Below are 26182 nucleotides of genomic sequence, written 5' to 3'. Positions count from 1 at the left end.
TCATATGAGAAAGATTGTTATTTTGTTGACATGTATTGTTTTTGCAATGCCATTTGGGGTTGCCCAAGAAATTCCCTCTAAGGATTGGCAAATCAAAACAGCCTTGATGGCCGTACCCCAAGATTACCAAGATGGTGCCAAGGTTTATGGGTATGATGCAAACGGTAATTTTATGACTTTGCAGGAAGGAACCAACGATTATATTGCCTTGGCGGACAACCCTGGCGACGAAAAGTTTTCCACCGCTGCATATCATAAAGACCTCGAACCCTTTATGGCCAGGGGAAGGGAGCTGAAGGCTCAAGGAAAGGAATTCAAGGAAATCTTTGATATCCGGGAGAATGAGGTAAAGTCAGGTAAATTGAAAATGCCCGATAAGGCAACCCTCTGTGTATTTACAGGTACTGTGAACAAGGAAACCAAGGAAATTGAAAATCCTTATGTGAGGTATGTATTTTACATCCCCTTTGCCACTGGGGCTTCCACAGGACTACCTACCACCCCCACTCCACCCGGCCATGCTTGGTTAATGGACCCAGGTACACATAGGGCCCATATTATGATCACCCCTCCAAAGAACTAGCCAATTTTGGAAAAGAAGGTCGTTTTTGAAAATGCCCACAGGAAAAAGCATTTCGAGTTTTTCAATACCATGAATCATCCGCATTTCAACATCACGGCCAATGTTGAGATATCTGATTTTTTAGCCCAAATTAAAAAGCAACAATTGCCTACGACCTATAGTTTGGTGCATTTACTTTCGGAAACCGCCAATGAGGTAAAGGAGTTTAGATGGCGCGTTCGTAACAACGAGATAATAGAGCATTCGATGGTTCACCCCTCCTTCACGGTCCCAACCGATGAGGCAGATGTGTTTAGCTTTTGTACGGTCACGTTCCAATCCAATTTGAATGATTTTATTGAAGAAGCCAAGAGTGTCCGGGATGCCATGAAAACCAATCCTTCCATTGAGGATGAACCGGGAAGGGACGACTTGCTTTTTATGTCTGCAATTCCTTGGATTAGCTTTACAAGCATGCAACATGCCATGCATTATCATCCCCATGACTCGGTTCCTCGAATCAGTTGGGGCAAATTTTTTCAACAAGAAGGCAAAACCATGATGCCTCTCTCCGTTCAAGCGCATCATGCCTTAGTGGATGGAAGACATATGGGAGCTTTTTTCGAAAAAGTTGAGCAGAAGCTTCGGAGTATTGGAGATAGATAGCCCCACTTATAAATCGTTTCGCTGAATTTGTTCGAAGTTTCATCACCTCTTCTACTCGATTAAATCCTTAATTTTAGAGAAAATCCAATCATGTTTCATGCAAAAAAATTGGTATTACTTCCATTTTTCTTTCTTTGTTTGTTTCAAAATTCAGAGATGGAAGCACAGGACTGGGCCAACCTTACCAAATACCAGGAAGCGAATATGGTCTTTAAACTTTATGGAAAACAAAAGGGGCGTGTAGTTTTTATGGGGAATTCGATTACCGAAGGATGGTCTGTGGCGCATCCGGAGTTTTTCAAAGGCAAACCCTATGTGAATCGAGGTATTAGTAGTCAAACCTCACCCCAGATGCTTCTGCGTTTTCGCCAAGATGTCATCGAGCTTGATCCAGATATTGTTGTGATTTTGGCCGGAACCAATGACATTGCAGGCAATACAGGCCCCATGACACTTGAGCAAATACGGGATAACATCCTTTCCATGGTTGAATTGGCCAAAGCAAATGACATTAAAGTTATTCTATGTTCGGTACTACCTGCCTTCGACTATTCATGGCGACCTGGTTTACAACCCAATATCAAAATTCCAGAACTCAATGAGCTACTTAAAAAATTGGCCAAAGAAGAAAAGGTAGCATACGCTGATTACTTTTCCGCCATGGCCGATGAGCGAAATGGCCTTCCCAAAGATTTAGCGGAAGACGGTGTTCATCCCACTAAAAAAGGGTATATGATTATGGAGGGGGTGATTGAATCAGAAATTAAAAATGCGTTGAATACGCCAAGTGAGTAATGCTTCTCAAAGTATTTCGAAAGCTTCCGCTTAAGCGTCATCATCTGTGATTTTCCTAGAGGAAACTATCTAAAACCCATAATTTTGCGCAATTTTGTGCTATAAGGTGCCCAATAACACAGAGATGAAGCGGATTTTTTTGGCTTTAATGGTTTTTCTATCTACAATGGGACATCTCCATGCGCAGTCCCTTGAAGAAATCAATTCGCTTATCGACACTTTAGAGTTTGGTAAGAGTACTCCTGTAGAAAAAGTCAATATTCTTAATCAATTGGGGTACAACTATTGGGTCATTGATTCACAAAAGTCCCTCGAATACGGCAATCAGGCATTGAGTCTTGCTCTTGAACAAGATTATAAATCTGGAATAGCCATGGCCCAACGTGTTCTTGGAGTGGCCTATTGGACCCAGGGGCATCCAAAAAAAGCCTTGGAAAATCTAAATGATTCCCAAACGGTATATCTAGAAATTGGAGATTCGGAGGGAGCAACCAATGCACTCATGAATTCAGGAATGGTATACGCCGATATAGAGGAATATTCTAAAGCTTTGGAAGTTTACAACAAGGCCATTGACACCTATACAGCTCTCAATTTAACCGACCGCATAGCTACGACCTTCACTAAGATAGGCACAGTGCTTATGGAGCAAAAACAATATCCGGAAGCAAAGGAATATTTGACCAATGCATTGAAGATACATTCTGAAAACAATTTTGAATATGGTCAGGCAGAGGCCCATAACCGGCTGGGAAGGCTTAACCTTAACCTTGGCCAACTCGAATTGGCGAGCTATCATTTGGGAAGAGCGCTGGAACTTAGCACAAAAATCGATGATGAAGATGGTTTGCTGAGCAGTACCATTCAAATGGGTCGGCTTCATAGGCTCAGGGGCGAATTTCCACAGGCGGAAGAAATTTTGATAGCGTCTTATGCGGATGCCAATTTGAAAAAACTGAGAAAGTATAAACTTAGTGCCCTAAGGGAACTCAAGCTTCTAAGAAAGGAAGAGGGCAATTTAAGGGAGGCGTTGATTCTATATGATGAATTTATTCTTCTAAAAGATTCCATTTTTAATGCCACAAAGTCAAAACAAATTGCTGCATTGGCATTTGACAACGAATTACGTCAAAAACAACAGGAAATTGCCCTTCTGAAAGAAAATGAGCAGGTTCAAAACCTAACGAACCTTCTACTATCTCTGGGACTTATTGCCATAAGCACCATCGGTTTTTTAATGTTCCGCCATCAAAAGGTAAAAAACAATAAAAACAAGGAATTGATAGCTCAACAGAAGCAGTTGTCACAATCCAAGGAAGCTCTAGCCAAAACTGAACTGGAAAACGCGCATTTGAAAGAACAGGAGCTTCAAAACAAGCTTAATTTTAAAAACAAAGAGCTTACTTCATATACCTTAAATTTTGTCCAGAAAAATCAACTTCTGGCCCAACTGGAACAACAAATCAATGAGCTAGGAAAAGGTGGGAAGGACATGGAGAAAAAAGTTCTGGAATTGAAAAGGACACTCAAAATCAACACCAATATGGACAGGGATTGGCAAGATTTTAGACGGTTTTTTGAGGAAGTCCATAGCACTTTTATTTCCCGCCTTAACGAAAAACATCCTGAGGTAAGCAGCAATGACCTAAAAATAGCGGCTTTGGTGCGTTTAAATTTGAACGTGAAAGAGTCTGCCAGCATTTTGGGAATATCCCCCGAAAGTGCAAAAACCGCCCGTTATCGACTTCGTAAAAAGCTGGAATTACAGCCCGAACAGGAGTTATTGGACTACTTTTTGCAGCTGGAGCGGGATATTTAACCCAAAAAACTCTGTTTTTTAGTAATTTCTCTTAACATTTTTAAAGCACTATATGTCAGATAGTTAAAATTTTATGTCTACCTATGGTTGCCCTTCAGTTAACGTTTTTCCGTTTAATGTCTACCTAAAATCCAAGGGGGACTACCATCCATATACCCTTATTTCTTGAGTCGGCCAATTTGCCCCTATACATTTGCACCGCAAAAAACAAACAGTCTTCTTTTGGCTGCTCAATAGAATCTTGTTGGACAGCCTTTTTTATCATTTTTAAGTTAGTTGAGTTATGAAAGAAATTATTATGCAATTGCCAACTCCTCTTGAGTTGATTTTAGACCCCATTACGTTTATTGTTTTGGGCATGTACGCTTTTCTGATGCTTTGGGAAGCCATACTTCCGGCTAGAAAGTTGCCACAGGTAAAATATTGGAAAATCAAGGGTATCACCGCTTTTATTATTTTCTTCTATCTATCCTCTTATCTTCCAATGATATGGGACGGATATTTGGCCAGCTACCAGTTGTTTGACCTGAGTTCACTGGGTACCCTTGGTGGAGCTTTTGTCGGGGTTATGCTGTACGAACTTGGGGTTTACATTTGGCACCGAAGTATGCATAAAAGTGATGCATTATGGAAAATTTTTCATCAAATGCATCACAGTGCCGAGCGTATGGATAGTTATGGAGCTTTTTTCTTTAGTCCGATGGATATGATTGGGTTCACCTTTTTGGGAAGCCTTTGCTTGGTGGTCGTAGCTGGTTTCACTCCAGAGGCTACAACTTTAATCATTCTTACCACAACCTTCTTCTCCATTTTTCAGCACAGCAATATTCGCACACCGAGATGGATTGGATATATAGTTCAAAGGCCAGAGGCACATACCTTGCATCATGCGAAGGGCATTCACGCCTATAACTATTCGGATATTTCTCTTTTTGACATGATTTTTGGCACTTTTAAAAACCCAAAGAAGTTTGAGCATGAAACCGGCTTTTATGATGGTGGCTCAAGCAAGCTCTGGGAGATGTTGACCTTTAAGGATATTTCTCGCGATAAGCCATAGGAACACCTTTCGATTGACTAAATTGTGCCAATGGATGCACCTTTGGTCAGTGTTTTGGTTCCGTTTAAGAATACAGAGCAGTTTTTACCCGAATGTTTAGATTCGGTTTTGACACAGTCCTATCAAAATTGGGAATTGATAGCTGTGGACGACGATTCCGAGGACACCAGCCTTTCAATTCTTAAGGAGTATGCAAACAATGATTCCCGTATCCAAGTTTTAAAGAACAAGGGAACGGGAATCATTCATGCGTTGCAAATGGCATATTCCAAGTGTTCGGGCCACTTCATTACCCGAATGGATTCTGACGATGTCATGACGCCAAATCGTCTGGAATGGATGGTTAGGGCATTGCATAAAACGGGTAAGGGTCATTTGGCCGTAGGTCAGGTGCGCTACTTCTCGCATCGGGGCATCAGCGATGGATACGCAAAGTATGAAGCTTGGTTAAATCGATTAACTGCGACCGCTACCAATTATGATGAAATCTATAAGGAATGTGTGATTCCTTCCCCATGTTGGATGGCATACCGGGAAGACTTTGAAAAATGTGATGGATTTAATCCAAACCGCTATCCCGAGGACTACGATCTTACCTTTAGGTTTTATGAGAACCGATTAAAAATCATCCCATGCCCTGAATTGCTTCACTTGTGGAGAGACTATGACCATCGGACCTCAAGAACCAGTGAACATTATGCCCAGAACTATTTTTTGGAAATTAAAATGCATTATTTCTTAAAGTTGGATTACGATAAAAAACGTCCCTTGGCAGTATGGGGAGCAGGGTTTAAAGGCAAGACCATCGCCAAAAAACTGGTGGAAAATGAAATTCCCTTTACTTGGCTCTGTGATAATCCCAATAAAATAAACAAAACCATATACGGGCAATCCCTTCACCATTTTTCATTACTTCCATCCCTTAAAAATCCACAAAGCCTTATTACAGTTGCCAATGAGCAATCACAAAGAGAAATCAAATCTTATTTAGAACGCTTACACCATAAAAATAGACTCGACTATTTTTTCTTTTGTTGATAAGGCGGAGACCTCCCCCTTTTGGTCATACAAACTCTCAACTATTTGTTTTTCCAGCAATCCATAAGGAGTAAATTACCATAGTCTTAACAACACCGCATATAAATCAAGATTATTTTAATCGGTATATTTGAGCAATCATTTTGGGAATGCAATTCAAACATCCAGAAATTCTTTGGGCTCTAGCGCTGCTTATCATTCCCATTCTTATTCACTTTTTTCAACTTCGTAGATTTAAGAAAACGCCTTTCACCAATGTGGCAATGCTTCAAAAGGTGACCATGGAATCAAGAAAGAGCAACACCTTAAAAAAATGGTTATTGCTGGTTACTAGATGTCTTTTGGTCGCGGCCTTGGTATTTGCTTTTGCACAGCCTTTCACCGCTCAGGAAAGTGCGTTGTTGCAGAAGGAAACTGTGGTTTACTTGGATGATTCATTTAGTATGCAAGCTAAATCCAATGGCTTGTCCCTATTTGAGAAATCCGTCCAAGACCTCATAAAATATTCAGATGAGGAACAAGTATTCAGCCTATTTACAAATACACTGACCTTTACTGATGTGACCATAAAGGACATTCAAAATCGTCTTTTGGAATTGCCAAATACCCCTAGGCAATTAAGTTTGGAAGATATACAGTTAAAAGCTGAAACTTTATTTTCTGACAGCCCAAGCAGTGAAAAGAATCTTATTGTCTTGTCTGATTTCCAAAACACACTGGGCGACGCTGAATTTGAACAAGGGAAGAATTTTAATTTTCATGGGGTACAAATGACCCCAAAAACCACAGCCAATGTAAGCATTGATTCCGTTTACCTTGAAAACAACAACTCCCAACAAGAACGCCTTAAGGTATATGTGTCAGGCATAAGTGAAGCTGAGGCCATTCCCCTTTCATTGTATAATGGTGATACTCTCATTGCAAAATCGGCGATTACTTTTGGCGAATCTTCCAACACCGAAGTGGAATTCTCCATTCCCGGTAACGAAGCCATAGATGGACTTTTGCAAATAACGGATAATAGTCTTTCTTACGACAACCAGTTTTTTTTTAACATTGACGAAAGGCCCAAAATAAGGGTATTGGCTGTTTCCGAGGATGAAGGAGACTATCTAAAACGACTGTTTACAGAGGATGAGTTTGCACTTTCAATATATACCCTCGACCAGTTGGATTACAGTCTTTTGGACAATCAAAATGTGGTAATACTGGATGACTTGGTCAACATTCCTGAGGGATTGAACCGCATTTTGATAAGCTTTAAGGAAGCAGGGGGCACCTTGATTGTCATTCCTTCTGCACAAGGCGATTTCTCCATGTATAACCCATTGGTATCCAATTTTTTCGGGACCTTTTTTCTGGAGCAAGTTCCAGTTGAAACCCGGATAAGCAAAATCTCATTTGACCATCCGATCTATCGGAATGTGTTTGAAAATAGAGTTGATAATTTTCAATTTCCACACGCAAAATCCCATTTTAGAGTACAGTCCAGAGCACCCAATATTATTTCCTTTGAAGGGGATGATGCTTTTTTGTTGGGTGATGATGGTTTCTATTTATTTACTTCCTCCTTGGAAAGAAGCGTAAGCAATTTTAAAAACTCCCCACTCATTGTGCCCACGTTTTACAATATGGCGTTATCTGGTCTTCAGGTTCCCCAACTATATCAAACCCTGGGCACAACCAGCTTTATTGACGTTCCAGTGCAATTGGGAAATGATGACGTATTGAATGTGGGCCATGAAACAATGCAATTTATCCCCTTACAAAAATCATTTTCGAATAAGGTGCGGTTATACTTTGATGAGGAGCCCAAAATATCGGGGATTTTTGAAATCAAAACCGAGAGTGAGGTACTGTCGAAAATCAGCTTTAATTATCCAAGAACAGAGAGTAAACTAAGCTATTTGGACATTGACAATATCAATGCGATGGAAAGCAAGGATTCCATGGCATCACTTTTTCAATACCTTGATGAAAAAAGCAGCGTTGCCTCATATTGGAAATGGTTTGTTATTTTTGCGCTGCTTTTAGCTCTAATAGAAGTGATCATTCAAAAATTCGTTACATGAACATTCTGATCAAGTCTGCAAAAATAGTTTACCCCCAAGACAAGGGATTGCACTTGAAAAAGAAGGATATTTTCATAAAAAACGGAATTATTGATACCATTTCTTCTTCCGTTGACGTCCCTTCCCCCACTAAAATAATCGACATCAAAAATTTACATGTTTCCTTAGGTTGGATGGATTCTGGAGTAAGTTTTGGGGAACCAGGATATGAAGAAAGGGAAACGCTTGCAAATGGACTTGATGTTGCAGCCATTTCTGGGTATACCGATATCATACTAAATCCCAATACCAACCCCTTGCCAGATACCAGTTCCGACATTGTTTTTGTAATGGAAAAAGCAAAAGGGAAAACCACGGACCTGCATCCTTTGGGAACTTTGACCAAAAATTCGGAGGGGAAAGACCTAGCCGAGCTGTTCGATATGGGAAACGCGGGGGCGGTCGGTTTTTACGATTTTAAAAAGCAAATAAGCAATCCTAATCTTTTAAAGATTGCGCTCTTGTATGCCCAAAATTTTGATGGTTTGGTGTTTTCCTATCCTCAGGATGGAAACATTAAAGGAAAAGGTGTTGTAAACGAAGGAGAGAACTCTACGGTTCTTGGTCTTAAGGGTATTCCGGCCCTGGCCGAAGAACTCCAAATATCGCGGGACCTGTTTATTTTGGAATATACGGGGGGAAAACTTCATATTCCTACCATATCCACCAAAAATTCGGTAAAGCTCGTTGCAGCAGCTAAGAAAAAAGGATTGGACGTTAGCTGCAGTGTTGCCATACACAACCTAATGTTTACCGATGATAGTTTGAAGGACTTCAACACCAATTTTAAGGTGGTGCCTCCTTTGCGCACCAAGGAGGATTGCAAAGCGTTGATAAAAGGTTTGAAGGACGGTGTGATTGATTATGTTACCACAGACCACACGCCCATCGACATAGAAGAAAAACGGGTGGAGTTTGACCATGCCCTTGAGGGCACCATCGGCTTTGAATCTGCCTTTGGAAGCTTAAATCGACTTTTTGGACTGGAAGATTCCATAGCGTTGCTGACCAAGGGAAGGGAACGATTTGCTATTCGCGAACCAAAAATAGCACCCGGAGCTACAGCCAACCTGTGCCTCTTCAACCCAAATGTCGACTGGGTATTTGGACCAGAGCATATTGAATCAACCTCTAAGAACAGTATGTTTTTGGAAACTACCCTTAAGGGTAAGGTTTATGGGACCATCAACAATAACCAAATAGCCTTATCCAATTTTGAGTAGTTCGAAGCCGGGCAAAACAACGGCCATCATTTCCTATATCACCATTATTGGGTGTCTTATAGCTATCACAATGAATATGGAACCCAAAAACGAATTTGCTCGTTTTCATATTCGTCAAGCTTTTGGCATTCACCTGTTATACCATGCCATTGCCATCTTTCTTAACTCTTCGGATATCGATTCAGGGTGGTTGTTTCTTTATGGATTGTATTTGATCTGTTGGGTTTATGGTTTAGTTTCGGCCATCCAGTCCAAAAAGAATACACTTCCCCTATTGGGAAGCTATTTTCAAAAATGGTTTACCTTTATTCCATAAAAATCTATCGATGTCCCCCACCCCATTATCATTGACCTATTTGATAAGACACTCATCGCTCAAAACCGAAAAAACTCCTGGATTGTTCATGTTTCATGGGTACGGTAGCAACGAGGAGGACTTATTTTCATTCGCTTCGGAATTGCCTGAAGAATATACTGTGATCTCGGTTCGTGCCCCATTCAATCTTGACCCTTTTGGTTACGCCTGGTATGCTATAAATTTTGATGCAGAATATGGAAAATGGAGCGACAATGACCAGGCCAAAGAAGCTCGGGATAAAATCTTGAATTTTATTGATGAGGCCATTGCGGCATATCATCTTGATGACCAAAACATTACGCTTTTGGGCTTCAGCCAAGGTACCGTGCTGAGTTACGCTGTTGCCCTTTCCTATCCTGACCGGATTAAAAATGTAATTGCCCTAAGTGGCTATATTAATGAAAGTATACTATTGGAAAATCATGAAAGCAAAGACCATTCCCATCTCAAGGTTTATGCCTCACATGGTCAGGTAGATCAGGTTATCCCTATTGAATGGGCCCAAAAGGCTCCAGACATTTTCAATAAATTGAACATTTCGTTCAAATTTGAGGAATTTCCCATAGGTCACGGGGTTTCTCCCCAAAACTTCTATTCTTTTCTAAAGTGGTTGGAATCACAACCTTAGTTATTCCTGGTGTAAAGTAGGTGGTCGACTAAGGTGAAATCAACGCTCAAGTCGTCTTTCAAATCATATCTGATCACCAAATCCCCCCAGAATTTCCCGTCTGAAAAATCAGCCAAAATCCATCGATGGTTGATCACTTTGATCTTATTGATTTTGAAATCCCCGTTCATTCCTTCATATGGAATCAAAGGGTTGTCCCCTCTCCTTTCATTGGTCTCCAACAACTTGTCCTCAATATATCTTGATGGATTTTCAAGGTTCAAATGCTCATAATAAGCCAAGGCATCATCATTGTTCTCCAATGAAAAATATTGGATATCCAGAATTTTCAACTGGGCCTTCTGAATGGAATCTTTGAGAGTTTCAACCTCACTTTGCAACGTTTCGATGTCACCGTTCAGCTCTTTCTGCAAATTACCGGTGCTCACAAATTGAAAAAGGGCAATAAGTGCCGCGAATACAAATAAGTACAGAAATATCTTGTTCTTCATACAAGTTCAACGTTCAATTTTAGATTATCGTAAGCCAAGAATACATTTTTTGGGAGTTTTTTTTCAACATCCGCATGAAATCCCATATAATGGCTAATATGCGTAAAATAGGTAGCCTCTGCGCCTACCTCCTCTGCAAACTCCAAAGCTTCTTCCAAATTAAAATGGGAATGGTGAGGTTTTTCTCGAAGGGCGTTCACCACCAAAACTTTGGAACCTTTTAGCTTTTGCAATTGATCTTCGTCCAATCGCTTTACATCCGTGAGATAGGAAAACCCCTCTATACGAAATCCGAACACTTGCAAGCGATTGTGGAAAGCTTCAATGGGTATGGCCCGTAAATCTCCGATGGAGAAGGGTTCATCCTTTTTAATTTCATTGACCTGTACTGCGGGGGCTCCAGGATACCGGTTTTCATTGGCGAAAATGTAGTCAAACCGCCTATTTAACTCAGAAATAACCCGCTTGTGGGCATAGATAGGTATGTCCCCCTGTCGAAAGAAAAATGGCCGTATATCGTCGATTCCAGCGGTATGATCGGCATGTTCGTGAGTGAATAAAATACCATCAAGTTTTCTAACATTATGCGTCAGCATCTGCTGCCTAAAATCAGGCCCACAGTCGATTACATAGTTAAAATCATTCCATGAAAGCATCACAGAAACCCTAAGTCTTTTATCCCTAGGATCTTGACTTAAGCAAACTGGGTGATCGCTTCCGATTACGGGTATGCCTTGTGAAGTTCCCGTCCCTAAGAAAGTAATGGTCAGCATATCATCCATTAAAATCAAAATTATGACTTATTTATTTAATAGATTTGGGGAAGAGTGTAACTTTGTTAGAACTAAACCATATCCACATGTCTACTGTTGCCGGCGATGAACACGCTTTTGAGAATATCCCCTCGATAAAGGCAAAAACTCTTCGAATCAATCTCAATCAGAATATTTACGGAACCTTTGCTGAAATTGGGGCCGGCCAAGAAACTGCAAGGCACTTTTTTAGAGCGGGCGGAGCATCAGGAACCATAGCAAAGGCCATGAGTGCCTATGATAAGGCCTTTAGTGATGCTATTTATGGGATTGAGGAAGATGGCAGATATGTGACACAATCAAGGCTTAAGAAGATGTTGGCCCACGAAATGCGATTGGTGGAGGAGCGTATCTCTAGGGAAAACAATCCAAACTATCTTTACTTTACCTATGCCAATACCGTGGCTACTATCGACTTTTCAAAACGCTATAAAGGTCATGGATGGGTAGGAATTCGATTTCAGTTGGATCCCAAGCAGAAGGAATACGATGAGATTATTTTGCACATCCGCTTTAAGCAAAACGAAGCACGATTACAACAGGAAACCTTGGGAATACTGGGTGTAAATCTTATTTACGGGGCTTTCTTTAAACACGATAGACCTAAAAAACTGTTGAAATACCTCTACGATCATATTGATAAGGATACCGTAGAAATTGACATGATCAACTTTTTAGGTCCAAATTTCAAGGATGTTGACAATCGATTGATTAGCCTTCAGCTTATTCGTAACGACATGACCGATGCGGTGATGTTCGGTCCTGATGGAAACAACTTGTTACCGGCTTCCATCCTTTATAAAAAGAATATTCTGGCATTACGGGGTAGTTTTAGGCCGGTTACCAAAGTTAATATGGACATGTTCCAGAAATCCTACGATATTTTCATTCGTGAGCAGACCGTGGAATATGAAAATACCATTGTGGTTTTTGAGATTACCTTATCCAACTTAAAAGCATCCGGGGAAATTGATGAGCAGGACTTTTTGGACCGTGCGGAGTTATTGAGTTCCTTGGGTCATACAGTATTGATTTCAAAATTCCAGGAATATTACAAACTCGTTGAATACTTCAATAACTACACCAAGAACCGAATTGGTCTCACCATGGGTATCAATAATTTGGTGGATGTTTTTGATGAAAAATATTACCGCCATTTAAGTGGTGGCATTCTAGAGGCCTTCGGAAAACTCTTCTTTAAAGATTTGAAAGTGTATTTGTACCCCATGAAAGATAAGGACACCGGACAGATCATGACCAGCAACAATGTAAAGGTCCATCCTCGAATGAAGGAGCTCTACAAGTTCTTCAAGTATAATGGGAAGGTGATGGACATTATTGATTATGACCCAGAGGTAATGGACATCTTCTCTAGAGAGGTTTTGAAAAAAATCACCGATGGCGAAGAGGGATGGGAAGAAATGCTACCCGAGGGTATTGCCGAAATAATTAAGGAAAAACAGCTTTTCACTAGGAAAGAAATACCCGAAAAAGAAGAAGCTCAACCCTAAAATCAATAAAAAAGCACCTCTTAAGGTGCTTTTTCAGTTTTTAGTTTAGCAATTGTGCTGCATGGTCTTTGGTCTTGACTTTTTCTATGACCTTTTCGATTACACCTTCCTCATCAATAACGAAAGTGGTTCTATGCAAGCCGTCATACTCCCTGCCCATAAACTTTTTTGGACCCCATACGCCAAAAGTTTCAATAACGGTATGGTCCTCGTCGGCCAGTAGCGGAAACTGAAATTCAAATTTGTTTCTAAAGTTGGCTTGTTTTTTCTGGGAATCTTCGCTAACACCCAAAAGCTCAAAGCCTTGCTCTTTCAGTAATTCATAATTGTCTCTTAGATTGCAGGCCTCAGCGGTACAACCAGGAGTATTGGCTCTGGGATAGAAAAAAAGCACAAGTTTTTTTCCTATATAATCGCTGAGATTGATTGTGTTTCCATCTTGGTCCTTTGATGAAAATTCAGGTACTTTATCCCCTACTTTTAGCGTGTTCATGGTTGTCTAAATATTATAATTGTTTAACTAATTTTGCATAAAATTAAACAAAAATGACGAAAAAGGATAAAGTAAATTATGTATTGGAAACATTGGATGAACTTTATCCTACCATTCCTGTCCCATTGGACCACAAAGACCCCTATACCCTGTTGATTGCAGTCTTGCTATCTGCGCAAAGTACGGACGTTCGGGTAAATCAAATCACTCCATTATTGTTTGCCAAGGCGGACAATCCCTTTGATATGGTAAAGCTTACTGTGGATGAAATTCGGGAAATTATAAGACCAGTTGGGTTATCGCCCATGAAGTCGAAAGGAATCTATGGTCTATCGCAGATTTTAATTGACAAATACGACGGAAAAGTGCCGGAAAGCATTGAACTTTTGGAGGAACTCCCCGCCGTTGGGCATAAAACCGCAAGCGTAGTCGTATCCCAAGCCTTCGGAATACCTGCGTTTCCGGTAGATACCCATATCCACCGACTCATCTATCGTTGGGGGTTCAGCAGTGGTAAAAATGTAGTTCAAACTGAAAGGGATGCAAAACGATTGTTTCCAAAGGAAGTATGGAACAAATTGCACCTACAAATCATTTGGTATGGTCGGGAATACTCGCCTGCCCGCGGTTGGGACTTGGAAAAAGATGTTATTACAAAGACCATCGGGCGAAAAACAGTCTTGAACGAATATCATAAAAACAAAAAGAACCGCTAATTGCGGTTCTTTTTTGCTGTTTTTTAAGTTCTTAGTTGAGAACAACTTCGAACTTCCTTTTTTTGTTGCCAACTACTCGGATTGACTTCGAATAGCTCAGTAAAAAATCGATAGTCTCCTTTCGGGCTTTTACTGACTTAGTGGTTTTTTGTTCTTCAGAGTAAATATTTTCCATATTTCAGCATTAATGTTACAATTAGATAACGCAGCTGAAATCGAAATATTGCGGTGTTCGACAGAATGCAGATTAATTCGTTAAAACGATATTATGGCGGTCTACTATCTTTCTCAAGTTGATAAGGGCATACCGCATTCTTCCCAAGGCAGTATTGATGCTTACCCCAGTATTTTCGGATATCTCCTTAAAACTCATGTCTTTATAGATACGCATCACCAGCACCTCCTTTTGATCTTCGGGCAACTCCTCAATAAGTGAGGTAATGTCGCGATCAATCTGATCTTTGATGATTTGCTTTTCTGCATTCAACTTATCATCCTTGATAACAGAGAAAATGTTGAAATCATCGCTGCCTTCAAACTTGGGCATTCTTTTATTCTTACGGAAATGGTCGATGATAAGGTTATGCGCAATTCGCATCACCCAGGGTAAAAACTTACCCTCTTCACTATAAGAACCTCTCTTTAGGGTTTTAATAACCTTAATAAAGGTGTCTTGGAAGATGTCTTCAGCGACATCCCTGTCCAAAACTTTAGAATAAATAAAACTGGAAATTCTTTGGTTGTACCTGTTGATCAGTACTTCAAGAGCCTTTTCGTCTCCGGCAATGTAGTTCTTTACTAATATCGAGTCGTCAATCTGTAGTTCCATACAAATTACTTTTTTGGTTAAAATTAGGGGCCTCCTTTACCAGAAAGGTGGCGGTGTTAATTAGTTAATTTTAAAAAAAGTAATTATTGCTGTATAGGCCTATCAGGTTTTTAATTACAACTCAAAGATAGAAAAATCAAATACCCGTGAAAAAACTATGTTGTGATTTGGGCATTTTTAGATGTTAACTGAAACAATATACGTATTAAGTGCGGTGTATTGTATCTTTACCCCCCTAATTTTAACAAATGGCCTCTCTGCAAAACGTCGATTCAAAACAGAATATTATCATCAAAGGTGCAAAACTGCACAACCTTAAAAATATCGATGTTGTTATCCCAAGAAATAAATTAGTGGTAATCACAGGATTATCGGGGTCTGGGAAATCAACATTAGCCTTTGATACACTTTATGCGGAAGGGCAACGCCGCTACGTGGAAAGCCTATCCTCGTATGCCCGACAGTTTTTGGGAAAGTTGGACAAGCCGAAAGTTGACTATATAAAAGGTATAGCGCCTGCCATTGCCATTGAGCAAAAAGTAAATTCTACCAACCCCCGGTCTACAGTGGGCACAACCACGGAAGCATACGACTATCTGAAACTTTTGTATGCGCGAATTGGAAAGACCATCTCCCCCGTTTCAGGCAAGGAGGTAAAAAAACATACGGTAACCGATGTCATTAATTATATAAAACCTTTGGAGGAGGGCACAAAGCTATTGTTATTGGCCCCCATTACGATAAAGGAAGACAGGGACTCTATAAAATCACTTCAGCTTTTTTCGAAGCAGGGATACGCCAGACTAAAATATAAAGGAAAGGTTTTGCGTATAGACCAGGCACCCGCGGATATCGGCAGGGAATTCGATTTGGTGGTGGATCGTATTGTAGTTAAAGACGACGAGGATTTTTACAACCGTTTGGGGAACGCTGTTGACAATGCCTTTTTTGAAGGAAAGGGAAGGTGTGCCATTGAAAACCTAGCGGATAGTTCTATCAAAGAATTTAGTAATCAATTTGAGCTGGATGGGATGAAGTTTTTAGAACCCAATGTTCATCTTTTCAGTTTCAACAATCCCTACGGTGCCTGTCCGCGTTGTGAGGGATATGGTGACATTATAGGTATAGATGAAGATCTGGTTGTACCAGACACCTCATTATCTATATATGAAAGTGCGGTTTTTCCCTGGCGGGGGGAAAGTATGAGCTGGTACCGGGACCAATTGGTCAATTCTGCGTATAAATTCGATTTTCCAATCCACAAACCTTGGTTCGAACTTTCGGAAGAACAAAAACAATTGGTTTGGGATGGGAATGACCACTTTATAGGAATCCATAAGTTTTTTGAGCTACTGGAGGAAAAGAGCTATAAAATCCAAAATCGAGTGATGCTGTCCCGATATCGTGGTAAGACCAAATGCTCTGTTTGCAAAGGGAAACGTTTACGCAAAGAAACGGACTACGTAAAGGTCCATGGAAAGTCGATTTCCGATTTAATCGAGCTGCCCATAAAAAAGCTTGTTCCTTTTTTCGAAGACTTGGAACTTTCTGCCCATGATAGCAAAATTGCCAATCGGTTATTGAAGGAAATCACTACTCGGTTGGATTTCTTGAGCAAGGTGGGTTTAAGTTACCTTACCCTCAACAGAAAATCCAATACCCTATCCGGTGGGGAAAGTCAACGTATCAATCTGGCCACTTCCTTGGGAAGTAGTTTGGTCGGCTCTATGTACATTTTGGATGAACCCAGTATCGGATTACACCCCAAGGATACCGAAAATTTGATAGAAGTTTTAAAATCACTTCGCGATTTGGGAAATACGGTCATTGTGGTGGAACATGATGAGGATATTATGAAAGCTGCCGATGAAATCATTGATATTGGCCCCGAGGCTGGAACTTTGGGCGGACAAGTGGTAGCTACGGGAAGTTTTGAGCACATTTTATTGGCCAATTCCTTGACAGCCGATTATTTGAATGGTAATCAAGCCATTGAGGTTCCTTCAGAACGGAGAAACTCCAAAAATTATATACAAATAAAAGGTGCCCGAGAAAATAACTTGAAAAATATCGATGTGACCTTCCCATTGAATATGCTAACGGTGGTCACAGGGGTTTCGGGAAGTGGCAAGAGTACTTTGGTCAAGCGAATTCTATACCCCACCATATTAAAAGAAGTAGGTGGCTATGGTGAAAAAGCGGGTCAGTTTACCAAAGTAGATGGGAAATACAACCATATAAAACATGTGGAGTTTGTGGACCAGAATCCCATCGGGCGTTCCTCAAGGTCAAACCCTGTTACCTACATTAAAGCATATGATGACATTCGAAGTCTCTTCGCTTCCCAAAAGTTGAGTAAGATCCGAGGGTATCAAGCCAAGCATTTTTCTTTTAATGTGGATGGAGGCCGTTGTGAGAAATGCAAAGGTGAAGGTGAAATCACCGTGGAGATGCAGTTTATGGCCGATGTACATTTGGAATGTGATGTCTGCGGAGGGAAACGTTTTAAAAAGGACATTCTTGAAGTTCAATTTGAAGGCAAGAACATAGATGACATATTAAATATGACCATTGATGATGCCATAGCTCATTTCAAAACCCATACTCAAAAGAAAATTGTATCCAAACTGCAACCCTTGCAGGATGTTGGTTTGGGCTATGTCACTTTGGGGCAGTCTTCCTCTACTCTATCCGGGGGTGAGGCACAACGAATAAAATTGGCCTCCTTCCTAGTAAAAGGGGATACTAAAGAAAAGGCGCTCTTTATTTTTGATGAGCCCACAACGGGACTTCATTTTCACGATATTAAAAAACTTCTCAAGTCGTTTGATGAACTCATTGCCAAAGGACATTCGGTTATTGTGATTGAGCATAACATCGAATTGATCAAATGTGCAGACTACCTTATCGACCTCGGTCCGGAAGGTGGTGAAAACGGAGGGCACTTGGTTGCCGAGGGCACTCCCGAAGAATTGGTTCAAAACAAGGACTCCTTCACTGCGAAATATCTTAAAGAGAAAATTTAAGATTTAAAAACTTAATATACAGTTAGTTACTGACCTTTCAATTTTTTTGGCACGCTGTTTGGTATTACCTAGTCAGAATGTAAAAGTTGCATTCGGGAACTTAAAACAGTAGGATATGAAAAAGTTAGTACTCATTTTAGCAGCGATGCTTTTTGGAGCTACAGGTTCCAAAGCAGCCACGATGGAAGACAATACTTTCATCACAAGTACGTATCGATATGGTAACTCCTTCATCTTCGTTGAAGATGGGATAACTTTTTCAGTATACCCAGACGGGGAGTTCGACTTTTTTATCGATAACCGTGTCAATGTTGGTGTAGGGGCTCGTATTGGAAATGTTGGCGTAACCTTCAACTCAGGATTTAACTATAATCCCTTCGTTCAGTACGATGACTACGGTGCCGTGATACAAGTAGAGAATATACCCATTTTTTATGACTATTACGGACGTGTCTCTCAAATTGGTGGCGTGGACGTATGGTACAGAAATGGACGCGTGAGACGTGTGGGAGGCCTAAATATTTTCTATAGAGGTGGAGTATTTAGTCACTATACAGGATTTATAAACATATATAACAGACATTATGTATACCGACCTTTCCATAGGTGGTTTGTAAGACCTGCAGTTGGTTTCTGTAATGTATACACAAGACCATATAGAAGGTTTTATAGCCCAATTCGATACACGTACTATAGACCTTATAGGAATAATTTCAGAAGATCTTACGCCAGAATTGGACATACCTATAGAAATGATAGAAGTGTTCGAAGGGCCAACATTTACCGAAATGATAGACGGGTAGCTGTTAGGAATAACAATACAAGAAGGAATGATTTCGGAAGAAACGGTAGATCGGTTGAACGTTCTGTAACAAGATCCAATTCAAATCGTGTAAGCAGTGTAAACCGGAATACTACAACTCGAAGGTCTACGGATAACAGAGGTAACTCAGTAAACCGGAATACGACAACACGAAGGTCTACAGATAACAGAGGTAACTCGGTGAACCGTTCCTCCAATACTGTGAAAAGAAGCAACAGTTCTGGGAGAACCATTAAGCAGAGTAACTACAAACGTGGAAATTCGACAAGTAGAACGGTAGCCAAACGTGAGGCGACACGAACGCCGAATAGCCGGAGTGTCAGTAAACGTCAGGTAACCACTACCCCAAGAAGTAGAACGGTAACGAAGAGCACTACTACGAGGTCCTATAAAAAGCCTCAGGCCACAAAAAGATCCGTGGTCAGTAGAAGTAGCAGCCCGAAAAGAACGGTGAAACGAAGTTCTTCTACTACTGTAAAAAGAAACTCTGGAAACTCAGTTTCAAGAAGAAGTAATAACACGAGTTCAAGGAGTAGAAGCTCAAGGATTCGATAAAGATAGTTTTTAGGTTGGTTAGTTGTTTGCCCCGCAGTTTTGGATTTATCCGCTGCGGGGTTTTTTTATGCGATTCCAAAAAGGCGACAGTCCTACTCTTTTCTCCTTAGCCATTTAGACAATACTCCGGACACATCCTCAGATATTTCAAAACGATGTAGAATTCCCAGATACATAACCAAAATGATGCCTGATTTTAAAATAATATTGGCAATGGGATGAAATGGAAAATTAAATACACTGAACAACACGCCCAAAAAGATCAGAGTTGCTAAAACCTTAAAGGTTGCATTGGTAAAGGGCAGCATTCCAAATTTCAACTTCACAAACATCAATTTGGTCAGGTTGAACAGAAAAATGGAACTGAAGCTGGCCAAAGCCGCACCTTCCAAACCATATATGGGAATCAATACCAAGTTTAAGCCAATCGTCAATACAGCCAATCCCACTCCAAATAGGAGAATGGTCCTATAATATTTGGAGTTGTATAAAATAGAATTGTTGTTTCCCAAAAGAGAGTCAAATACCTTGGCAAATCCTATTAAGAAAACAATGGCAAATCCTTCCCGATAATTCTCTGGCAACAATAGATACAGGTCATCCAAATTCAAAACAATGAGAATGAACAAAATTCCTGACGCGATAAAAAGTGTCAAAGAAGTCTTTTTGTATAAGCGCTCCAATTCAAAATGGTTTCCAGTATTCAAGAGCTCAGCGGTCAAAGGATAAGTAATCTGATGCATGGCCCTTGAGGGTACAATGATTACCGTGGCAATATAGACCGCCACACCATAATAAGCTATATTCTCAATCTGAAGGAATTGATTGAGCATTACCTTATCAATCTCCAGTAAGATGAGCGCCGCGGAACCTCCCAAAATAATCAAGACCGAATAGGTTAAAACATCTTTGATGTTATCTGGGAAATTGAAGCTAAATTTCGGAAAACGAATGCTATAAGCGTATAGCTTAATAATGACCGTTCGAAGGATATATAGACCAACAAGACATTTGAAAAACGTTTCCAGGGAAATGGAGTCGAAATAAATCAGAACTAGGAGGATCATCACACCGATACGGCCAAATACTTCCTTCATAAAGTTGCCGAAAGTGGATTTTAAATGCACTTTGCACCAGGCGTAAAACACTTCAAAATAGGCCATCGAGATACCCACCAAAAAAACATACCATAAGTACGAACCCACCATAGGGTTGACCACGGAAATAAAATCGGAAATAGGTTCCTTCAGTAAAAAAACGATTACGGCCAAGGGCACTATCATAACCAAGGGAAGCAACAACATCAAGGATAAGAAACCATCTTTCTCCGAATCTTGATAGTTGCTGTAAAATTTAACCATAGTATTATGTACGCCAAAAGCCATCAGGGGCATCAAGATGGCGCCTGATGCCAAGATAAAGGTGACCAACCCATAGTAGGCCTCGGGTAAAATGGAGGTATAAAGAAAAAGCGTGTTGATGGCACCAAAGAAAAATCCCAAATAGGTGGTCAAAACATTGGTTATGGACTGTTTGAGTACAACTCCCATTAGATAAAGTTAGCCAGGGCCTCGGTTAAACTCCTTCGGTGGTATTTTTCAATTCCTTTGGAATTAATTCCCAAGTCTCCCCTTTGATATTTTTCAAACCATTCTAAAAGTACAGTTTTTAGGGCATCCTTTTCATTGTGTTGGAATACGCGCCCTGACTGGGTATCCAAAACCATCTGTGCGGACTCCCAATACTTGGGGCCTATGGCCAGAATGGGTCGTTTTGCGGCAAGGTATTCAAAAAGTTTTCCTGGAATGATACCTTTGGTTTCCTTGGAATCGATTTCCAGCAACACCAATATTTGAGACTCTTGCTGCTTTTTTAAATTCTCTTGGTGGGAGAGGTAGCCTAATTCATCCACAAAACCGGACAACCCCTGGGCATGAACGGATTGAAGTACTTCTTGGCCCACAACCCCAGCAAGTTGGATGCGCAACGCACTCTTGAAATCTTCATTTTCTTGAACGAGCTCTTGCAGGGCTGTCCAGAGGCTCTCCGGATTTCTTCCCGTTAGGAGGGAACCAAAATGGGAAAGCGTAAAATGTTGAGCCTTACCCATACCCGCCGAACTATCTATCTGTTCATAGCCATTGGTAATTACCGCAATGGGCTTTTTGGTAATCTCCTCAAATTCCTGTTTTGTTGTTTCACTGGTCGTTATAATCTTATCGGCCTTGTTTAATACCTCGTGCTCCATGGTCTTATGCTTTCTCGCCGAGGAAGCCATAAGCTTAAGCCTTTTGTGATAACCAATAGAGGTCCATGGATCCCGAAAATCTGCAATCCATTGAATCGGGTATTTAGCCTTCAAACCCATTCCTATCAAATGTAGGCTGTGCGGAGGTCCAGTGGTAATGACCGTCTTGATATCTTCTTCCACTAGAACTTTTGACAAAAAAGCAATGGAAGGTTTTACCCATGCTTTCCTTGCATCAGGAATAAAGAAATTTCCACGAATCCAAAGTAACAGTCGTTCGACAAGGGTTGGTTTCTTTTCGGGGATTATACCTGAACTGATGGATTTGGTGTTTTTTTTGGAAAGCAAGGAGGCCCATCGGTAGGGCTCCTTAATTGGGCTTTTCAAAATTTTAAGGCCCTCTGGTACTTCCTTTAAAAGATTCTTATCCAAGATTGGATAATTGGGATTTTCCGGAATGTAAACAATGGGCTGATAACCAAATTCTGGAAGGTACTTTACAAACTTCAACCAACGTTGTACTCCTGGTCCTCCCGCTGGGGGCCAATAGTACGTTATGATCAAAACCTTTTGCATCAGGTTTTCCCTTTCTTTTGGCCTTTTCTACGGAACATTGAAAACCCAAGACCTAAAACAATGGCCAATCCTAAAACCGCATTGCTGGCCAAGGCAATTTTGCTTCCTTTTTCAACAACTTCGGGTTCAAATTTAAATTCAATGGCATGTTGACCTTCGGGCACCCTCAATCCACGAAGTGCATAATTTACTCTCTGGTATTCCACTGGCTTTCCATCCAGCGTAACTTGCCATCCTTGGGGATAGTGCATCTCGGAAAAAACTGCAAAGCCCAAATTGGGATTGTTCGATTCATATTTCAAGTAGTCTGGTCGATATTCCATTAACCGAATCACCGAAGTTGAATCAACCACAAAACTGTGTTTGGTCATTTGGGGATATACTTGGGTATTGACCACCGCTTCTTTTTTGGAATCGAAAGACTTTAGCGTTTCCATTTCTTGATTTGCCGAACTAACCGGGAGTAATTTTTCCACAAACCATGCATTGCCATTCACTTGGTCGTTGATGGCGGGGAAACTATTTCCCTCGTCATCTTGCTGAATAATGTATTTTACATTCAACATGTTGAGGACTTCAACATTGTTCTGGTACAAATGGTGCTCAAAAAGTTCTTGAAGTCTTTGTGGCTTGGCTGCATGGTATCCTCCAATTGATTTATGAAAAAAGGAAGTCCTGGCACCATTGAGACCCTCTTGAGGGTCAAAAACCCTAAAGACACTTTTATCTTGTTGAATCAACTCATCGATTTGAGCAGTCTGAAAAGGAACATTCACCCGTCGTTGCCGAACAAAATCGCCCTCATTAACGTAGCGCAAATTTACTCCTACCAAATCGAAAAGTACCAAAAGGCACAATCCAAGGATTGCCAGATTCTTATTGATTTTCTCTTTAATCAACAACCATAAGACCAAAGCGGTAAGTGCAACGAAAATTAGTGACCGAAGGGTATCATTGATGTAAACCGCTTCGCGGTCTCTTTGAATCATGGTCAATAACTCATCGCCAAAATAAGTGCGGTAGGTTTCATCCCTTAGGCCAGTAAAGTCGAAGAATCCCATTAGCAGAAAAACAAATACGACTATGCCCAAAGTGATAAAAAGACCCAGTTTCCAAGTTCTGAGTTTGACTTTCATCTTGGTATTGGATTTGAAGAGCTCCCTTAATCCTAAAATTCCTAGAACCGGTAAACAGAGTTCCAACACTACCTGAACCGAGGAAACGGCTCTAAACTTGTTGTATAGGGGGAAGTAGTCAATCATGAAATCAGTGAGCAGCGGGAAGTTTTTGCCCCATGAAAGCAGCAAGGACAAGAGCGCTCCAATTACCAACCACCATTTTCGTTTTCCTTTGACCAAAAATATCCCCAAAACAAAGAGGAAAAAGACCACCGCCCCAACATAGGCAGGTGCTGCTACAATTGGCTGATTTCCCCAATAAAGTGGCAGCGCACTTGAGAATTCTAGTGCCTTACTAGGGGAAAGTCCTTGACCTGTAAGGTATTCGTAGGATTTAGACTTTCGTCCTAAATCTTCACTGCCGGAACCTCCAAAGAATCGAGGCACTAACAAATTCAATGACTCCGCTATTCCGTAGCTGTATTGCGTAATGTATTCCCTGTCCAATCCACTCGATGGCGCCTTGGGACTCCCATCTGGGTTTATGGTAAGTTCCGAAGTTCCCCGTGTGCTCCAATCCGCATACTCCTTGGTCGCCATCAATCCCGTTGCATTCGCGGCTATCGATAGGGCTACTGCTCCAATCAGAACACCAACCCCTATGAAATACGATTTTAGTTGTCGTTTCTTAATGGCATAAATCAAATAAACGATTCCAAGTATCAGAACCAACAACATAAAATAATAGGTCATCTGATAGTGGTTGGCGCTTATCTCCAGTGCCATCGCCAGAGCGGTTAGAAGAAAACCTAAGACGTACTTTTTCCTAAATGCTAAAACAATACCTCCCAAAACCATGGGGATATACCCCAATGCATGGGCTTTGGCATTATGGCCCACTCCCAAAATAATGATCAAATAGGTAGAAAAACCAAAGGCCAATGCTCCCAAAAGCGCCAATCGGTATTCGACCTTTAGGCATAACATTAAAATGTAAAAGCCAATAAAATATAGAAATAGGTAGTCCGCCGGTCGGGGTAAAAAACGAATAAGCCTATCCAATTTTTTTACATAATCGTGTGGATAGTTGGCACCCAATTGATAGGTTGGCATCCCCCCAAACGCGCTGTTCGTCCAATACGATTCCTCTCCTGTAAGTTCTTTGTAGTCGTTTCTTTCCTTGGCCATGCCCTTATATTGGGCAATATCGGACTGAAAAATGGCCTTTCCCTGCAATACCGGATAGAAATACACTAGGGAAACCAAAATGAAAAAAGCTGTTACGCTCAAATGGGTAATCAAAGCTTTCAGGGAAAAGTTCATGGATTGATTTTGAATCAACAAATATTAGTCAATTTCTTCAAAATCTATGTATTCTCCAACTTTTTTTGTGGGCTTGAACCTGCGTGAAGGTCTTTGGAAAACAGAAGTTTCTCCTTCTTTTTCGTCTGGTTCTTGAGTACCCTGCGTCGTATGAAATTGTTGTCCAAATCGTTCCTGCGTCTTCTTCATGGCATAACCAAACAATTTTGGAGCCAACCAACGCAATAGCAATTTGACTGCGTAGTATACTAATATGAGTACTAAAATCGTTTGTAATAAAACCATATAGCTAGACTAGTGAATCAAAATTACTTAGTTAGTCACGTAATGTCCACCAAAGTATCATAAAATACTATTAAAATCAGTTATATGGATTTCCGTTTTCAAAAAATCACATTTCTTTTAATTCTTTTTGCACCCATTTTATCTTCGGCACAATATACCGATGTCATCAATTCAAACCGACCGGGAAGAGCGGTAAGTGCCTATGCTGTTGGTAAAAATGTGGTTCAAGCGGAAATCGGATTCCTTTATGAACAACAGGACGATGCCAGTTTAAACACAGATTCCAATATTTTTGGAGCGGATTTCTCCATCCGTTATGGCTTGCTTTTTGAGCAACTTGAAATTGTGTATGAAGGCTCATTTATCACTCAAAATCTCACGTTTACAGAACTAGATCTTGATGAAACCCGAACTGATTTTTCAAGAAATCGTGCAGGTATCAAATATTTGATATTCGATCCCTTTAAAAATCCCGAGAGCAACAAACCCAATTTATATAGCTGGAGGGCGAACAATGTTTTTCAATGGAAGAACCTAATTCCAGCGGTTTCCCTGTATGCCGGTGCTACCTTTAATCTCGGTGAAAATCCGTTTTTTGAAGGTGATCCTGTGGTTTCCCCAAGAGCCGCCATTGCAACCCAAAGCCGCCTCTCACCGCGCTTTGTTCTTATCAGCAACATCGCTTATGACCGAATCGGCACCGATTTTCCAGAGTGGAGCTATGCCGTTTCATTGACACACGCTTTTAGAAATCCAAAATGGAGCGTTTTCTTTGAAACCCAAGGGTTCAACAGCGATCGCTATTCCGATATTTTACTAAGAACTGGGGTAGCCTATTTGATCAACCAAAATTTTCAGGCGGATTTCCACCTTGGTTCCAACTTCAAAACTTCACCCTCGCGTTTATTCACTGTTCTGGGGTTTTCCTACCGACTCGATTTTCACAAGGATGAGTTGATTCCCATTGAGAGTCAAAGTGCTGGACAAAATGGAGGCATCAAAAGGAAAAACTACAAAAAGAAGCGTCGCAAAAAGAAGAAGAAAGACGACTTCTAAGTTTTGCCCTCAACATTTTTCTACTGCCTATAATATTCCTATTATTGGACCTTAGAAAAC

23 protein-coding genes are annotated in these 26182 nt (G+C 40.7%); 15 read left to right on the top strand and 8 right to left on the bottom strand.

The window, feature by feature from the left end:
- The first annotated feature begins 4 nt into the window (after positions 1–4).
- The 10 genes from EW142_RS02520 (at position 5) to EW142_RS02475 (ending at position 10260) form a co-directional block, all read left to right on the top strand.
- Positions 5–583, top strand: a complete 579-nt coding sequence (locus EW142_RS02520; protein WP_130609196.1) for a hypothetical protein — start codon at positions 5–7, stop codon at positions 581–583.
- Between the two features lie 6 nt (positions 584–589).
- Positions 590–1228, top strand: a complete 639-nt coding sequence (locus tag EW142_RS02515) for a chloramphenicol acetyltransferase (RefSeq protein ID WP_130609193.1) — start codon at positions 590–592, stop codon at positions 1226–1228.
- A gap of 156 nt (positions 1229–1384) precedes the next feature.
- The gene (locus tag EW142_RS02510) at positions 1385–2023 is read left to right on the top strand and encodes an SGNH/GDSL hydrolase family protein (RefSeq protein WP_240740143.1); all 639 of its coding nucleotides are present in this window, start codon (positions 1385–1387) and stop codon (positions 2021–2023) included.
- Between the two features lie 124 nt (positions 2024–2147).
- The gene (locus EW142_RS02505; protein WP_130609187.1) at positions 2148–3842 is read left to right on the top strand and encodes a tetratricopeptide repeat protein; all 1695 of its coding nucleotides are present in this window, start codon (positions 2148–2150) and stop codon (positions 3840–3842) included.
- 283 nt (positions 3843–4125) lie between these two features.
- Positions 4126–4902 carry a sterol desaturase family protein gene (locus tag EW142_RS02500; RefSeq protein ID WP_240740142.1) on the top strand — a complete coding sequence of 259 codons (777 nt, stop codon included), beginning with the start codon at positions 4126–4128 and terminating at the stop codon, positions 4900–4902.
- 30 nt (positions 4903–4932) lie between these two features.
- Positions 4933–5940, top strand: a complete 1008-nt coding sequence (locus EW142_RS02495) for a glycosyltransferase family 2 protein (protein WP_130609184.1) — start codon at positions 4933–4935, stop codon at positions 5938–5940.
- A 149-nt stretch (positions 5941–6089) separates the two neighbouring features.
- Positions 6090–8012, top strand: coding sequence for a BatA domain-containing protein (locus tag EW142_RS02490; protein ID WP_130609181.1), 1923 nt, complete (start codon positions 6090–6092; stop codon positions 8010–8012).
- Positions 8009–9274: a dihydroorotase gene (locus tag EW142_RS02485; RefSeq protein WP_130609178.1), complete on the top strand. Its 1266-nt coding sequence runs from the start codon at positions 8009–8011 to the stop codon at positions 9272–9274. The genes EW142_RS02490 and EW142_RS02485 overlap by 4 nt, the downstream gene beginning before the upstream one ends.
- Positions 9267–9590, top strand: a complete 324-nt coding sequence (locus tag EW142_RS02480) for a hypothetical protein (RefSeq protein ID WP_130609175.1) — start codon at positions 9267–9269, stop codon at positions 9588–9590. The genes EW142_RS02485 and EW142_RS02480 overlap by 8 nt, the downstream gene beginning before the upstream one ends.
- Positions 9591–9600: 10 nt before the next feature.
- Positions 9601–10260 carry an alpha/beta hydrolase gene (locus tag EW142_RS02475; RefSeq protein ID WP_130609173.1) on the top strand — a complete coding sequence of 220 codons (660 nt, stop codon included), beginning with the start codon at positions 9601–9603 and terminating at the stop codon, positions 10258–10260.
- Here EW142_RS02475 and EW142_RS02470 read toward each other — a convergent pair.
- Together EW142_RS02470 and EW142_RS02465 are read right to left on the bottom strand one after the other, a co-directional pair.
- Positions 10257–10751 (bottom strand): hydrolase, encoded by a 495-nt coding sequence (locus EW142_RS02470; protein WP_130609170.1) that lies wholly within the window; start codon positions 10749–10751, stop codon positions 10257–10259. The two genes, EW142_RS02475 and EW142_RS02470, sit on opposite strands and share 4 nt — an antisense overlap.
- Complete coding sequence (locus EW142_RS02465; protein ID WP_240740141.1) at positions 10748–11533, bottom strand: MBL fold metallo-hydrolase; 786 nt, start codon at positions 11531–11533, stop codon at positions 10748–10750. The genes EW142_RS02470 and EW142_RS02465 overlap by 4 nt, the downstream gene beginning before the upstream one ends.
- 77 nt (positions 11534–11610) lie before the next feature.
- Here EW142_RS02465 and EW142_RS02460 point away from each other — a divergent pair, with 77 nt between their 5' ends.
- Positions 11611–13074 carry a TonB-dependent receptor gene (locus EW142_RS02460; RefSeq protein ID WP_130609167.1) on the top strand — a complete coding sequence of 488 codons (1464 nt, stop codon included), beginning with the start codon at positions 11611–11613 and terminating at the stop codon, positions 13072–13074.
- 40 nt (positions 13075–13114) lie between these two features.
- Here EW142_RS02460 and bcp read toward each other — a convergent pair whose 3' ends face one another.
- The gene (gene bcp, locus EW142_RS02455) at positions 13115–13567 is read right to left on the bottom strand and encodes a thioredoxin-dependent thiol peroxidase (RefSeq protein WP_130609164.1); all 453 of its coding nucleotides are present in this window, start codon (positions 13565–13567) and stop codon (positions 13115–13117) included.
- Positions 13568–13620: 53 nt separating this feature from the next.
- Here bcp and EW142_RS02450 point away from each other — a divergent pair, with 53 nt between their 5' ends.
- Positions 13621–14283: an endonuclease III domain-containing protein gene (locus EW142_RS02450; RefSeq protein WP_130609161.1), complete on the top strand. Its 663-nt coding sequence runs from the start codon at positions 13621–13623 to the stop codon at positions 14281–14283.
- A 247-nt stretch (positions 14284–14530) separates the two neighbouring features.
- Here EW142_RS02450 and EW142_RS02445 read toward each other — a convergent pair whose 3' ends face one another.
- On the bottom strand, positions 14531–15112 hold the full coding sequence (locus tag EW142_RS02445) for an RNA polymerase sigma factor (RefSeq protein ID WP_130609159.1): 582 nt from the start codon (positions 15110–15112) through the stop codon (positions 14531–14533).
- 248 nt (positions 15113–15360) lie between these two features.
- Between EW142_RS02445 and uvrA the strand changes: the two genes are divergently transcribed.
- A complete protein-coding gene (gene uvrA / locus EW142_RS02440; protein WP_130609156.1) occupies positions 15361–18138 on the top strand; it encodes an excinuclease ABC subunit UvrA in 2778 nt (925 codons plus the stop codon).
- A 115-nt stretch (positions 18139–18253) separates the two neighbouring features.
- On the top strand, positions 18254–19516 hold the full coding sequence (locus EW142_RS02435; RefSeq protein ID WP_130609154.1) for a hypothetical protein: 1263 nt from the start codon (positions 18254–18256) through the stop codon (positions 19514–19516).
- Positions 19517–19608: 92 nt separating this feature from the next.
- On the opposite strand, the gene EW142_RS02430 is transcribed toward EW142_RS02435, so the two are convergent.
- Genes EW142_RS02430 through EW142_RS02415 form a run of 4 tightly spaced genes read right to left on the bottom strand, consistent with a single transcriptional unit; the run spans position 19609 to position 25066 of the window.
- Positions 19609–21066 carry a lipopolysaccharide biosynthesis protein gene (locus EW142_RS02430; protein ID WP_130609151.1) on the bottom strand — a complete coding sequence of 486 codons (1458 nt, stop codon included), beginning with the start codon at positions 21064–21066 and terminating at the stop codon, positions 19609–19611.
- Positions 21066–22340, bottom strand: a complete 1275-nt coding sequence (locus tag EW142_RS02425; RefSeq protein ID WP_130609148.1) for a glycosyltransferase family 4 protein — start codon at positions 22338–22340, stop codon at positions 21066–21068. The genes EW142_RS02430 and EW142_RS02425 overlap by 1 nt, the downstream gene beginning before the upstream one ends.
- Positions 22340–24781, bottom strand: a complete 2442-nt coding sequence (locus tag EW142_RS02420; RefSeq protein ID WP_130609145.1) for a YfhO family protein — start codon at positions 24779–24781, stop codon at positions 22340–22342. Before EW142_RS02420 ends, EW142_RS02425 begins: the two co-directional genes overlap by 1 nt.
- Before the next feature lie 24 nt (positions 24782–24805).
- Entirely contained in the window at positions 24806–25066 is a 261-nt protein-coding gene (locus EW142_RS02415) for a DUF4834 family protein (RefSeq protein WP_130609142.1), read from the bottom strand.
- An 84-nt stretch (positions 25067–25150) separates the two neighbouring features.
- On the opposite strand from EW142_RS02415, the gene EW142_RS02410 reads away from it, so the two are divergent.
- The gene (locus EW142_RS02410; protein WP_130609139.1) at positions 25151–26122 is read left to right on the top strand and encodes a transporter; all 972 of its coding nucleotides are present in this window, start codon (positions 25151–25153) and stop codon (positions 26120–26122) included.
- The last annotated feature ends 60 nt before the right edge of the window (positions 26123–26182 follow it).

It is taken from the genome of Flagellimonas allohymeniacidonis, from assembly GCF_004296335.1.
GTDB classification, from domain to species: Bacteria; Bacteroidota; Bacteroidia; order Flavobacteriales; family Flavobacteriaceae; genus Flagellimonas; species Flagellimonas allohymeniacidonis.
Note: the sequence above shows the minus strand (reverse complement) of the source record. Positions and strands in the feature narration are given on the sequence as shown.

Coding starts and splice junctions, on each gene's coding strand:
- EW142_RS02520 (WP_130609196.1), top strand. CDS start 5: ATGAGAAAGATTGTTATTTTGTTGACATGTATTGTTTTTGCAATGCCA.
- EW142_RS02510 (WP_240740143.1), top strand. CDS start 1,385: ATGGAAGCACAGGACTGGGCCAACCTTACCAAATACCAGGAAGCGAAT.
- EW142_RS02505 (WP_130609187.1), top strand. CDS start 2,148: ATGAAGCGGATTTTTTTGGCTTTAATGGTTTTTCTATCTACAATGGGA.
- EW142_RS02500 (WP_240740142.1), top strand. CDS start 4,126: ATGAAAGAAATTATTATGCAATTGCCAACTCCTCTTGAGTTGATTTTA.
- EW142_RS02495 (WP_130609184.1), top strand. CDS start 4,933: ATGGATGCACCTTTGGTCAGTGTTTTGGTTCCGTTTAAGAATACAGAG.
- EW142_RS02490 (WP_130609181.1), top strand. CDS start 6,090: ATGCAATTCAAACATCCAGAAATTCTTTGGGCTCTAGCGCTGCTTATC.
- EW142_RS02485 (WP_130609178.1), top strand. CDS start 8,009: ATGAACATTCTGATCAAGTCTGCAAAAATAGTTTACCCCCAAGACAAG.
- EW142_RS02475 (WP_130609173.1), top strand. CDS start 9,601: ATGTCCCCCACCCCATTATCATTGACCTATTTGATAAGACACTCATCG.
- EW142_RS02470 (WP_130609170.1), bottom strand. CDS start 10,751: ATGAAGAACAAGATATTTCTGTACTTATTTGTATTCGCGGCACTTATT.
- EW142_RS02465 (WP_240740141.1), bottom strand. CDS start 11,533: ATGGATGATATGCTGACCATTACTTTCTTAGGGACGGGAACTTCACAA.
- EW142_RS02460 (WP_130609167.1), top strand. CDS start 11,611: ATGTCTACTGTTGCCGGCGATGAACACGCTTTTGAGAATATCCCCTCG.
- bcp (WP_130609164.1), bottom strand. CDS start 13,567: ATGAACACGCTAAAAGTAGGGGATAAAGTACCTGAATTTTCATCAAAG.
- EW142_RS02450 (WP_130609161.1), top strand. CDS start 13,621: ATGACGAAAAAGGATAAAGTAAATTATGTATTGGAAACATTGGATGAA.
- EW142_RS02445 (WP_130609159.1), bottom strand. CDS start 15,112: ATGGAACTACAGATTGACGACTCGATATTAGTAAAGAACTACATTGCC.
- uvrA (WP_130609156.1), top strand. CDS start 15,361: ATGGCCTCTCTGCAAAACGTCGATTCAAAACAGAATATTATCATCAAA.
- EW142_RS02435 (WP_130609154.1), top strand. CDS start 18,254: ATGAAAAAGTTAGTACTCATTTTAGCAGCGATGCTTTTTGGAGCTACA.
- EW142_RS02430 (WP_130609151.1), bottom strand. CDS start 21,066: ATGGGAGTTGTACTCAAACAGTCCATAACCAATGTTTTGACCACCTAT.
- EW142_RS02425 (WP_130609148.1), bottom strand. CDS start 22,340: ATGCAAAAGGTTTTGATCATAACGTACTATTGGCCCCCAGCGGGAGGA.
- EW142_RS02420 (WP_130609145.1), bottom strand. CDS start 24,781: ATGAACTTTTCCCTGAAAGCTTTGATTACCCATTTGAGCGTAACAGCT.
- EW142_RS02415 (WP_130609142.1), bottom strand. CDS start 25,066: ATGGTTTTATTACAAACGATTTTAGTACTCATATTAGTATACTACGCA.
- EW142_RS02410 (WP_130609139.1), top strand. CDS start 25,151: ATGGATTTCCGTTTTCAAAAAATCACATTTCTTTTAATTCTTTTTGCA.